The sequence below is a fragment of the Paenibacillus peoriae KCTC 3763 genome (genome assembly GCF_000236805.1).
GTDB lineage: Bacteria > Bacillota > Bacilli > Paenibacillales > Paenibacillaceae > Paenibacillus > Paenibacillus peoriae.
The window spans coordinates 44,313-55,301 of the sequence record NZ_AGFX01000037.1 but is presented as its reverse complement, the minus strand read 5'-3'; the positions used below and the strand labels follow the sequence as shown (position 1 = coordinate 55,301).

The 10,989-nt window shown below is 42.1% G+C and carries 12 protein-coding genes; 5 read left to right on the top strand and 7 right to left on the bottom strand.

Going from position 1 to position 10,989, the window contains the following annotated elements; all coding sequences use genetic code 11:
* Positions 1-41: 41 nt before the first annotated feature.
* The 4 genes from KQI_RS0118455 to KQI_RS0118440 form a co-directional block, all read right to left on the bottom strand.
* Positions 42-836: a Nif3-like dinuclear metal center hexameric protein gene (locus KQI_RS0118455; RefSeq protein ID WP_010348352.1), complete on the bottom strand. Its 795-nt coding sequence runs from the start codon at positions 834-836 to the stop codon at positions 42-44.
* A 128-nt stretch (positions 837-964) separates the two neighbouring features.
* On the bottom strand, positions 965-1,930 hold the full coding sequence (locus tag KQI_RS0118450) for a bile acid:sodium symporter family protein (RefSeq protein WP_029390231.1): 966 nt from the start codon (positions 1,928-1,930) through the stop codon (positions 965-967).
* Positions 1,931-2,007: 77 nt separating this feature from the next.
* Positions 2,008-3,453 (bottom strand): sucrose-specific PTS transporter subunit IIBC, encoded by a 1,446-nt coding sequence (locus tag KQI_RS0118445; RefSeq protein WP_010348349.1) that lies wholly within the window; start codon positions 3,451-3,453, stop codon positions 2,008-2,010.
* Positions 3,450-5,108: a glycoside hydrolase family 13 protein gene (locus KQI_RS0118440; RefSeq protein WP_010348348.1), complete on the bottom strand. Its 1,659-nt coding sequence runs from the start codon at positions 5,106-5,108 to the stop codon at positions 3,450-3,452. Before KQI_RS0118440 ends, KQI_RS0118445 begins: the two co-directional genes overlap by 4 nt.
* A gap of 118 nt (positions 5,109-5,226) precedes the next feature.
* On the opposite strand from KQI_RS0118440, the gene KQI_RS0118435 reads away from it, so the two are divergent.
* Both KQI_RS0118435 and KQI_RS0118430 read left to right on the top strand, forming a co-directional pair.
* Entirely contained in the window at positions 5,227-6,087 is an 861-nt protein-coding gene (locus KQI_RS0118435) for an AraC family transcriptional regulator (RefSeq protein WP_010348347.1), read from the top strand.
* A 160-nt stretch (positions 6,088-6,247) separates the two neighbouring features.
* Positions 6,248-7,609 carry an amino acid permease gene (locus KQI_RS0118430; RefSeq protein ID WP_010348346.1) on the top strand — a complete coding sequence of 454 codons (1,362 nt, stop codon included), beginning with the start codon at positions 6,248-6,250 and terminating at the stop codon, positions 7,607-7,609.
* Positions 7,610-7,765: 156 nt separating this feature from the next.
* On the opposite strand, the gene KQI_RS0118425 is transcribed toward KQI_RS0118430, so the two are convergent.
* Positions 7,766-8,170, bottom strand: coding sequence for a MerR family transcriptional regulator (locus KQI_RS0118425; RefSeq protein ID WP_010348345.1), 405 nt, complete (start codon positions 8,168-8,170; stop codon positions 7,766-7,768).
* Between the two features lie 193 nt (positions 8,171-8,363).
* On the opposite strand from KQI_RS0118425, the gene KQI_RS27135 reads away from it, so the two are divergent.
* Positions 8,364-8,552 (top strand): carboxymuconolactone decarboxylase family protein, encoded by a 189-nt coding sequence (locus tag KQI_RS27135; RefSeq protein WP_010348344.1) that lies wholly within the window; start codon positions 8,364-8,366, stop codon positions 8,550-8,552.
* A 20-nt stretch (positions 8,553-8,572) separates the two neighbouring features.
* Positions 8,573-8,968 (top strand): cupin domain-containing protein, encoded by a 396-nt coding sequence (locus tag KQI_RS0118415; protein ID WP_010348342.1) that lies wholly within the window; start codon positions 8,573-8,575, stop codon positions 8,966-8,968.
* A gap of 78 nt (positions 8,969-9,046) precedes the next feature.
* On the opposite strand, the gene KQI_RS0118410 is transcribed toward KQI_RS0118415, so the two are convergent.
* Positions 9,047-9,535, bottom strand: a complete 489-nt coding sequence (locus tag KQI_RS0118410) for an OsmC family protein (RefSeq protein ID WP_010348341.1) — start codon at positions 9,533-9,535, stop codon at positions 9,047-9,049.
* A 15-nt stretch (positions 9,536-9,550) separates the two neighbouring features.
* A complete protein-coding gene (locus tag KQI_RS0118405) occupies positions 9,551-9,838 on the bottom strand; it encodes a hypothetical protein (RefSeq protein WP_010348340.1) in 288 nt (95 codons plus the stop codon).
* 410 nt (positions 9,839-10,248) lie between these two features.
* Between KQI_RS0118405 and KQI_RS0118400 the strand changes: the two genes are divergently transcribed.
* Positions 10,249-10,911 carry an ArsR/SmtB family transcription factor gene (locus tag KQI_RS0118400; protein ID WP_010348339.1) on the top strand — a complete coding sequence of 221 codons (663 nt, stop codon included), beginning with the start codon at positions 10,249-10,251 and terminating at the stop codon, positions 10,909-10,911.
* Positions 10,912-10,989: the final 78 nt, after the last annotated feature.

Here is a 10,989-nt window from a genome sequence, read left to right as displayed (position 1 = left end):
CATTTCATAAAATTTGATGAACGGATAAAAGACATGTGCTCCTACACGATTTGGAACACTGGACGATCCTCAACAAAGTGAACGGGAAGCATTGGGAATTGGGCTGAAAGCTCATCCGCGAGATATTTCATACCAGGTGCTTCACTTTCAGCATGTCCCAGCATGATAAGGGCTTTATTTCGGCTCTGATAGGCAGCGTCTTTTACATATTCCGGCGTTTCCCATTCCGGCCCTTCACCAGCAATGACCAAATCCACATGTTCATTTAGAAATAATGGAATAGCCAGCTCGCCACCTCCCCTGTATCCTACCATGATCCCCACTCGTTCACATGGCATCGTAAGCTCTCCAGCTACCCGTACATAACGAATATGAAGCTTGGCCTTGATATATTCGGCGGCCTCCTTAACCTCCATCGCTGGAATCGTCAAAATGGCGGCCGTCGGCAATTGTTTCACTACATAAGTACGCCAATCGAGCGCCCGAAGAAGTCCAATCATCACTCCATCCGGTTGATAACGGTGGATGGTGTCATGAAAACGATAAATACCTATACCCGAGTCGGCAATGAGGCAAGATTTTTGCAGAAAAACAGGGTCATGTCGTAAACACTCCTGCATCCCCTGATGGCTATAAAAAATCCCTTCATGCGTAATGATCAAATTTGCGCCTAAAGAAATGGCTTGTTCTATCACATACTGCGAGGCGCAGAAAGCGGTTACAATCCCGTGTACTTCAACCTCCCTTTGCTCTGGTTTTAGCAAATCTACGGTCGTATGGGGGATGCTTATTCCCCTTGTCAGGTGATCTACAATCCACCCCATAGTTAGGGTCATACAGGTGTCCCTCCTCATGGAGAATATGCGTCAATTATACCATTTTATCTCAATCATGGGTGCCATTCTTTGTCGTAAAAAAGCAAATAGCCACAAGCTTACAGGCTTGTGGCTGTTGATCAGTAATTCTAGGCGGCGACTCCCTGCTCCTTGGTCTTGCCTCGGTCATGGCGGCTCAACAGAAATCCGACCAGAGATGCGGTGGATTGTTGAAAAATCATTCCCAGCACCACAGGCAACGCTACCGGAGCCGGGAAGTAGGTAATAGCAAGCACAGCTCCTGCGCTGATATTGCGCATGCCGCCGTTAAAGACAAGTGCTGTACGGTCAGCATCGCTCCACCTCATCAGCTTGGAGATCAGGTAACCAATCACATATCCAGTGGAAGCAAGAGCGACTATCGATAGGCACACCCCGACAAGCTTTAGATTAAAATCAACCAGATAGGGCGCGATTACCGAACCGTTAATCATGACGACAAGTGCCATGGCCAGCTTGGAGAACGGGCCCAGCCGAGGTCCCCATACCTGCTTGATTTTCCCTTTGGTCCATTCGTACAACACCATGCCGATTAGCGAAGGGACGACAATCATCCAGAACAGACTTTGCATCATCGCCCAGGTATCTAGCTGCACATCCGCTCCAATCAGCAGGGACATAACGCCGGGAACGGCGAATGGAGCCAGAATCGTATCAATCAAAATGATGGCTAGCGTCAGCGCTGTATTGCCTTTGTAGATATTGACCCACACGAAGCTGGAAATGCCGGTGGGGATGACCGCACCAAGAATAAGCCCGGTAATCGTATAAGGGTCGTCGCCGAAAGACAGATGCCCAAGCATCATGGCAAGCAGCGGCATGGCCAGGTGAAGAATAAACAGACAGGCAATCAGCGGACCGGGATGCTTGATCACATGGACAAAATCTTTGATGCCCATGCTGATACTGCCTGCGAAGGTCATGAATGCAAATAGCCAGGGAGAGAATCCGGTGTATTCCGACAACGGCGTACCGATCAGGACGCCGATTAGAATGCTGATGGGCGTGATCAGCGGCATAGCGGCGTTTAGCCTCCGATTTAACGTTCCGAGCATACCATAACTTCCTTTTTTTACACTTAGTATAGACCCTCCGCCGCCCTTTCGTAAATGATCCGGGAATTTTCGGCCTGTTAATTTGTCCTTCTTGTATTCTTTAATTCTGTATTCAGTTTCTTCGATTTTGACAGAATGATCGTCATTACAAATCCTGATGTAAAAGAAATCAAGACTGCAATTAAAAAGTTCAGCACACTGCCAGCTTGAATACTGACAAACCCGATCAGTCCAGCTGGTCCAGGGGTTACGTTTAAAATGTGATTGAATGCTACATAAGCACATCCAAGAGCTGAGCCAAGCATGGCGGCATAAAATGGATATTTCATTTTCAGGTTTACGCCAAACATCGCGGGTTCTGTAATGCCAAGTAAGGCAGAGATACCGGAAGAAACAGCAATGCTTTTCATTTTTTCATCCTTTGTCAGCAACATAGCCGCAAATGTGGCACCACCTTGGGCAACATTGTTACAAGAAACAAGGGCGAGCAAAAACGAACCGCCAGCGGCAATTAATTGAATATCAATCGGAAGAAGACTATGGTGCATACCAGTAAGTGTCAAAGGAGCTAAAATAAATCCGAAAACAGCTCCGCCCATAAAGCCAAGCGTATCATACAGCCACACCATGCCATCGGCTAAAAGATTTCCGGCTAATCTCATGAAACCGCCAACTACGGTGAACGTAAGGAAGCTTGTGATAAAAACCGTTAATAACGGAGTTAATAAATTATCCAGAACAGACGGAACGACTTTGCGTAAACTTTTCTCTATTTGTGCCAGGATAAATGATGCAGCTAAGACCGGGAACACGGTTCCTTGATAACCCACCTTTTCAATTTCAAGCCCAAAAACATTCCACATCGGCACTTTGTTGTCCAGAACAGCTTGCCCGTATCCATAAGCATTTAACAGATCCGGATGCACCATAATCATTCCCATGACCGCCCCTAAATAAGGGTTCCCGCCAAACATTTTTGTTGCGGAAAATCCAATTAAAATTGGCAGAAACACAAATGCTGCATTGGCAAACACATTGATCATGTTCGCGAGACCAGTAATATTTGGATACACATCAATCAAAGACTGATCCTCAAAAAACAATCCGCTCGATGTTAAAACATTATTGATCCCCATCAATAAACCGGCTGCTACAAGAGCTGGAATAATCGGGACAAAAATATCGGATAGCAATTTCACCAGTTTTTGAACCGGATTCATTTTGTTGTCTGCATCTTTTTTTAATTCGTCTTTGCTGGATTCTTTTATATTCGCCAGTTTCACAAAAACGTGATACACCTCATTAACTGTGCCGGCTCCGACAATAATCTGATATTGTCCCCCATTACTGAACTGTCCTTTAACAAGATCAATGTTTGACAACTCGTCTGTTTTGGCAATAGATTCGTCTTTTAACACTAATCGAAGGCGGGTGGCGCAATGCGCTGCGCTGATTATATTTTCAGAGCCGCCAACAGCTGTTAAAATTTGCTGTGCTGTTTGCTCAATTTTGTTTTTCGTCATTGTTCTGGCCCCTCTTTAGGTGTGATTTCATACATAATTGCTTCATACGGCTGCAAGGTGATATTGCTCAAATCTTTGCCCGAATCGTTGTAATTGCTAATTAAAATATTTACGGTTGCTTGGCTTTCGACAGAGTAAGAAAAAGTAGCCTCTTGTTCGTAAAAATTGCATACAATAAGCAGTTTTTTATTTTCGAGTATCCGTTCGTAAACATAAATATTGGGATCTGAATTTAGAAGACGATAGGAACCATAAACAAGTGTGTCATTTTGCTTGCGCAGCTCGACTAATTTTTGATAATGATAAAAAACAGAATCCGGATTAATTAAAGCGCTTTCGACATTGATAGAGTGATAGTTAGGATTGAGTTTCATCCATGGCAGTCCTGTTGTAAAGCCTGCATTTTGGCTATTAGACCAGTGCATCGGCGTTCTTGCATTGTCTCTTGCTTTCATGTAAAGAGCTTTCATAATTTCTTTTTCTTTCACGCCGATCGCTATTCGTTCTTTATAAATGTTTCGTGTTTCAATGTCGATGTAATCTTCAATCGAATCAAAACCGGCGTTGGTCATGCCAATTTCTTCTCCTTGATAAATATAAGGTGTGCCTTTCATTCCATGGAGAAGCGTTGCCAGCATTTTGGCTGATTCAACCCGGTAATCACAGTCATTTCCCCATCTTGATACAATGCGGGGAAGGTCGTGATTGTTCCAAAACAAACTGTTCCATCCATCTTTATCCAAAGCATATTGCCACTTGCTTAGCACTTGCTTGAGTTCGTCGAGTTCAAGCTTTTTTAAATCCCATCGCTGTTTTCCGGGTATTTTGTCGAGTTGCATGTGTTCAAACTGAAAAATCATGCTTAGTTCTTTGTTTTTTGGATCAGAATACAGTTTTCCATTTTCCGTTGTTGCACCCCATGTTTCTCCTACAGTTAACAAGTCTTTGTTTCCAAACGTTTTTTGGTTCATTTCCTGCAGGTACTCATGAAGTTTGGGACCGTTTTCTTTTATTTGTTTGTCAGGATCTTTTCCGATCAAATCAATAACATCCATCCGAAAGCCGCCAATGCCTTTATCGATCCAAAAGTTCATTATGTCCCAGATACTGTTGCGCATTTTTTCGTTTTCCCAGTTTAAGTCCGGTTGCTCTTTACTATAAAAATGCAAATAGTATTGGTTAGTTGTTTCATCAAATTCCCATGCAGAACCGCCGAAATTCGACGTTAGCTCATTGGGTTCTTTGCCATTGACCGGATCGCGCCAAATATAATAGTCTCTGTACGGATTATCTTTTGATTTTCTTGCTTCTATAAACCACAGATGCTGATCTGAGGTATGATTGACAACGAGATCCATTATAATTTTAATGCCGCGCTTGTTGCTTTCTAATAACAATTTATTCATATCTTCCATAGTCCCAAATTCGGATAAGATGGAGTAATAATCGCTAATATCGTAACCGTTGTCTACGTTAGGAGATTCATAGACAGGACTTAGCCAAATGACATCGACGCCTAACCATTTTATATAATCCAGTTTTTGAACAATGCCTTGTATATCGCCAATTCCATTGCCATTACTATCATAAAAGCTACGAGGATATATTTGATAAACAACACTTTTGTGCCACCACTTTTTTTGACTCTCTTCCATTTTCGCTCTCCTTTTTGTCAATTGGAAACGTCTACATTATAATAAATCTAATCGATTCTTTCTTGCACATTTCCAGAGTTTTATAACACTATTTTCACTTTTAAGGAGAAGAATAAGAATGAAATCAACTTTAAAAGAAAATTCTATTCATGGCACTCCGTCTTTTCCATTGCATATATACAGTAAGCTTCGCAAAACAGATTATTATGTCGGCTACCATTGGCATGAAGAGTTAGAATTTATTTATGTTGAAGAAGGAACGATGGAGGTGACGGTCAATTCAGAAATCCTGCATATATCCAACGGGGATTTTGTCTTTATCAATTCTGGTGACTTGCACCAAGTTACCTCAAACGGTCCATCCATTCATCATGCTATTGTTTTTCAGCCCCAGTTATTGAATTTTGAATATCCAGATATATGTCAGCAGACTATTATCAAGCCGATTACCACGAGAGCCTTGCAGTTTCCTTGTACCATGCATTTAGATAAGGAATTAAAAGAGGAATTAGCAGAAAAATTACGAAATATCATTTCCATAAAAAAAGGAGAAGACAAACTTTCAGCCCTACGTATTAAAGTGGTTCTCCTTCAAATAATCGATCTTTTATTTGAAAGAGAACTCTTCCTGGAAAATCAACTTCAAACAAAAGAGAAACAAGAGAGAATCAAAAAAGTGATCCTATATATTGAGGAGCATTACAATGAGAAAATTTCACTTGAGGACTTAGCTTCAATTGTAGGGATGAATAAAAATTACTTCTCAACATACTTTCAGATTGCTGTGGGGAAAAACCCAGTCACATACATTAATGAATATCGGTGTGAAAAAGCAGCGAAACTTCTGAAAAATAGAGAGTTGAAAGTTTTGGAGATTTCATTAATGGTGGGTTTTGAAAATTTCAGCTATTTTATTCGTAAATTCAAAGAGTATAAGCGCTATTCGCCATCGCAGTATAGAAAAATGGTTTATGATTGATAAAACACTAGATCCTAACCGCCAAAGGTGGGATTTTTTTGATATGTACTAAAAAATTTCAGCTTAAGGATAGGTATTCTGGTCAAATTATTATAATATGAAAGGTATAAAAATTTTCAGCCCTTAGAGAATATTTACAGAAAGAGAGTGGTGATATGCCATGCAGGAAGAAACGTTGACACGGGGGTTGAAAAACAGACACGTACAGCTAATGGCCATCGGGGGTGCAATTGGTACCGGCTTGTTCCTCGGGGCAGGGAAATCAATCCACCTGGCAGGTCCATCCATTCTAATCGCCTACATCATTACAGGCATGGTTCTGTTCCTGCTCATGCGTGCATTGGGAGAGCTGCTGCTCAGCAATTTGGAGTATCATTCGTTTGTTGATTTTGTAAGTGATTATTTGGGGAATATGGCTGCTTTTATTACGGGCTGGACCTACTGGTTCTGCTGGATTTCGATTGCGATGGCGGATCTGACGGCAGCCGGGTTGTATACTCAATATTGGTTCCCGCAGGTTCCTCAGTGGATGCCGGGGTTAATCGCCCTTGTGATTCTGCTCCTTATGAACCTGGCAACGGTCAAGCTGTTCGGGGAGATGGAATTTTGGTTTGCCCTGATCAAGGTGTTGGCGATTCTGGCCCTTATTCTCGTCGGATTATTTATGATTGTCAAAGGCTTCTCCACCGCCAAGGGACCTTCGAGCTTTGTGAATCTATGGAGTCATGGCGGAATATTCCCGAAAGGGATTCATGGTTTTTTGCTTTCTTTTCAAATGGTGGTCTTCGCCTTCGTAGGCATGGAGCTTGTTGGACTGACGGCAGGGGAAACCAAGGACCCCGAGAAGGTCATTCCGAAGGCGATCAATAATATCCCGATCCGGATCTTGCTCTTCTATGTCGGCGCACTGCTGATCATCATGAGTATTTATCCGTGGAACGCGATTGTACCGAGCGAAAGTCCGTTTGTACAGGTATTTACAGCCATTGGCATGACCGCAGCCGGGGGAATTGTCAATTTTGTTGTGCTGACGTCAGCGGCTTCAGCCTGCAACAGTGCTATTTTTAGTACAAGCCGGATGGTGTACTCCATGGCCAGGGATCGCAACGCTCCGAGCTCGCTCAGCCGACTGAACAGCAGGAAGGTTCCGTCCAATGCATTGATGTTCTCCAGTGTCATCATTCTGATCGCAATTATTTTGAACTATGTGATGCCAGAGGGGGTATTTACCCTCATTACGAGTGTATCGACCGTTTGCTTTCTCTTTGTTTGGGGAATCATCGTGATCAGCCATCTGAGATACCGTCGCACTCGGCCGGAGCTGGCTCGCCGCAACACGTTCAAGCTGCCGCTGTACCCGTTGTCCAACTATGTGGTGCTGGCTTTTCTCGTCTTCGTTCTGGTCATCCTGGCATTGGCTGAGGATACGAGAGTGGCGCTGTTTGTTACGCCGGTGTGGTTCATCCTGGTAGCTGCAATTTATCTGCTCAAGAAGAAAAGCTGGAACTCGAACGGACAGTAGCATAGAAAATTTGTTGCAAATTCAAGCCGCCCAATCCAGTTGGGCGGCTTGAATACTTATATAAGAAGCTGAAGGCTCCTGTAGTACGTTATATCACCAATATAGGCGGCCGTGCCTTTCGGAGATCCATCAGTATTCAGTCGTTTTGGAAGAATGTTAGGATTCTGTTTTCTCTTTTGGGTAAAGAACAAATTCGTACTTGTTTCCCTTTAACTGATCTTTGTAGAATACAATCTTACGATTTAAAACGTCCATGTTTTGCTGTAGTGCTTGAATCCCCAGTTCCAAAAGATGCTTACGCTGTTCAAGTAAATCCAGCCGTTCAGGAATGGTATCATCACCCTGGGCACGCCAGTCAGTATATTGTTTTAGCTCTGTTAACGACATACCGGTGTTTTTCAAATGAAGCAAAAATTGAAACCAGCCGATGTCATAATCAGAATATATGCGTATATTATGTTCATTTCGGTGAGGCGCAAGTAATCCCTCTGTTTCATAGTAACGAAGCGTACTCGTTGCTACACCAACAATTTGTGCAAATTCTCCAATGGAGTAAGACATGAAACTTCACCTCTTTCTAAGTATTTCTAACTATCTAGGAGCAAATATTAAAAAACCAAATAGAATTCTCTAATCCATATTATATGATGGAGAACTCTATTGGGCCGCTGTTTTATTTTACTTGCATTAAAGTCAACTTTAAGGACTATACTGAGTTCTGAACAAAATAAAAGATTGAATGGAGGGAAATAGAATGATTACCGTTTCTGCATTGATTGCTGGCGGCAATTTTGAACAGCTAGCTCCACATCTTCAAAAGGCAAAGGCCAACGGCATAACAAAAGATGAAATTGCGGAAATGATTACTCATCTTTCATTCTATGCAGGATGGCCCAAAGCTTGGCCGGCATTTAACATTGCAAAAGAAATCTATAAAAACTAAAAGAAAGCAGGAACAAACATATGGCATATGAAGAATTAAACAACAGTACCATCTTCCCTTTGGGAAATAAGGTAGAAGCCAACTTTATCGGAGATGCTTACTTGCACATGGTATTTACTGATCCAGCGCCACTGAACACAGCCATCGGAAATGTAACCTTTGCCCCAGGAGCCCGCAATAACTGGCACTCTCATATAATTGGGCAAGTTTTATTGGTTACAGGTGGTGAGGGCTGGTACCAAGAAGAAGGAAAACCAGCTCAACTGCTTAAAACCGGGGATGTCGTAAATATTCCACCGAATGTAAAACACTGGCATGGAGCAACAAAAAACAGTTGGTTTGTACATTTAGCCCTCACCCCAGGTGAAACCAATTGGTTAGAGCCTGTCGATGATGATATGTATAATAAATTATAAAAAATATCGAATCGAATTCACTGTGTTGCTAGCGCCATTCCCTTTTCAGAGGAATGGCGCTCCGAATACATATGAATTTTACCGTTCCAATCCATGTTTCCTAATATAAGCGCTAGTTGTATCCTCTCCAGCATCGATTGATACCTTACCTTCTGTACCTACTGACAACCCCGCTTTTATGAGCAGTTGACCAATATGACAGTCTTTTTCAGCTTGCAGAATCAAGGCTTGTGTTGTAGCAACATCTTCTTCTGAAGCATCCGAAGCCAAAACCACATGTGGATGATGTGTAATACTCAGTTGATCTCCTTTAGATACAGTACCCTCTGTATCCATGAAGAATCCGGCAACGGGCACTTTTTTACGATCAAGCATATACGTTAACGTCATGGTATAACAAGCAACGGCTGAGGACATGAGCAGTTGTTGTGGCTCTGCCCCTTCTCCACTTCCACCCTTAGGAACCGGGATCGCAATTTGCGTTTTCAGATTATCGCTTTTAATACGCCCGTCACCTTTTGCATTATTGTACCAGACTGTATTCATATTAATTTTTCGATCTGCCATTTGTACTCACTCCTTTTAATTTGCGCTATAAATTCGAACTTCCGGATCGGCTTGAAGCAGATTTTTAAGCCCCACTACGACGTCATTATTGAACAGTTCGCTTTCCAGATAGGCTTTAGCGTCTGCTTCACTACGGAAGCCGTGAAGAACTTGGATATCTTCGCCTCGAACCAATAGCTCTTTAGATAAAGCGCCAGCAATACTTGTAAGGAAAGGCTCTTTATAAGTGGTATAAACTTTTGAAGCTTCCTCGCGGTCTGGAACATTTACTTTTAATGTAATTTGCAGATAAGCTTTTTGCATCGGATTTTATGCCTCCATTTTTTATAGGATTAATCGATCACTTATAATCAAATAATCAATCGATCAATTGAATTATAGTAAAAAGCACTCTGTTCGTCAAGCCAACTTTCTGTTTAATTCCTCTCGTTATATCCTGTACTTTGTTCGCTTTTGAAACGGAGTATAATTTTATATGCTGTTATGGAATTATATTATTTTCACTTGACTACATGCAGGATCATGTTAGAATTCTATTATTCAATTGATTGGCATGCAGACTTGGGCTAACTGTAAGGTATCTATTCACCCATTTTCAGTTGCCGTTCCGAAGGCATATATGCCAACCCGCATTACACTAACCTGGAATCGGTATTAGCACCATAACGCTATTACCGATTTTTCCAATATGTAAAGAATTGAGGTTGATAATTATGGAAGATATGTTGAACTCTGCAAAAGTCTTTAAGGAAGATCTCTATAGACAACTATCGAGAATCGGAAAATGCTTGTCCAGCGACAAGCGTTTGGAGATTTTGAATGTGCTATCCCAAGGCTCCAAAACTGTAGAGAAGTTAGCTGCCTGCACGGATATGAACATTGCCAACGTATCTCGCCATCTTCAAGTTTTACTGGATGCCAAATTGGTTAAATTCACGAAAAAAGGGACCTATGCTATTTATTCATTGGCTGATCCTGAGATTGTAAACTTTCTTTCTTCCTTGTGGCGTATTAGTGAAAAGCAACTTCCTGATATCGGAAGGATCAAAGAGGATTTCTTGAATAATTTGGATGATGTTCAAACTCTTACGATGGACGAGGTTATGGAGAAACTAAATACCGATTCCATACTGCTGGTGGATTTACGGCCTAAAGAAGAGTATGAAGCAGGTCATATCGCTGGAGCTATATCAGCACCTATGGAAGATCTTGACGTGTTGATGCGTGAATTGCCCCAAGACGCCGAAATTATTGCCTACTGCAGAGGACCATTATGTGTCTACTCAGCATTGGCAGCACAAAAATTGCAATCTGAGGGATTCACGGCCTTTCGAATGGAAGAGGGCTTGAATGAATGGCAGGAGCACTTTCAATAAGTAGCCAGTCACAAAAGGATGAAGTGAAATGAGTCAATCCTGAGGTTTAACAAAGAAGACTTCAAAACCACTGTTAAG

Excerpts from the sequence above, each read along its gene's own strand:
- KQI_RS0118455 (WP_010348352.1), bottom strand. The coding sequence starts at position 836 with ATGACCCTAACTATGGGGTGGATTGTAGATCACCTGACAAGGGGAATA.
- KQI_RS0118450 (WP_029390231.1), bottom strand. The coding sequence starts at position 1,930 with ATGCTCGGAACGTTAAATCGGAGGCTAAACGCCGCTATGCCGCTGATC.
- KQI_RS0118445 (WP_010348349.1), bottom strand. The coding sequence starts at position 3,453 with ATGACGAAAAACAAAATTGAGCAAACAGCACAGCAAATTTTAACAGCT.
- KQI_RS0118440 (WP_010348348.1), bottom strand. The coding sequence starts at position 5,108 with ATGGAAGAGAGTCAAAAAAAGTGGTGGCACAAAAGTGTTGTTTATCAA.
- KQI_RS0118435 (WP_010348347.1), top strand. The coding sequence starts at position 5,227 with ATGAAATCAACTTTAAAAGAAAATTCTATTCATGGCACTCCGTCTTTT.
- KQI_RS0118430 (WP_010348346.1), top strand. The coding sequence starts at position 6,248 with ATGCAGGAAGAAACGTTGACACGGGGGTTGAAAAACAGACACGTACAG.
- KQI_RS0118425 (WP_010348345.1), bottom strand. The coding sequence starts at position 8,170 with ATGTCTTACTCCATTGGAGAATTTGCACAAATTGTTGGTGTAGCAACG.
- KQI_RS27135 (WP_010348344.1), top strand. The coding sequence starts at position 8,364 with ATGATTACCGTTTCTGCATTGATTGCTGGCGGCAATTTTGAACAGCTA.
- KQI_RS0118415 (WP_010348342.1), top strand. The coding sequence starts at position 8,573 with ATGGCATATGAAGAATTAAACAACAGTACCATCTTCCCTTTGGGAAAT.
- KQI_RS0118410 (WP_010348341.1), bottom strand. The coding sequence starts at position 9,535 with ATGGCAGATCGAAAAATTAATATGAATACAGTCTGGTACAATAATGCA.
- KQI_RS0118405 (WP_010348340.1), bottom strand. The coding sequence starts at position 9,838 with ATGCAAAAAGCTTATCTGCAAATTACATTAAAAGTAAATGTTCCAGAC.
- KQI_RS0118400 (WP_010348339.1), top strand. The coding sequence starts at position 10,249 with ATGGAAGATATGTTGAACTCTGCAAAAGTCTTTAAGGAAGATCTCTAT.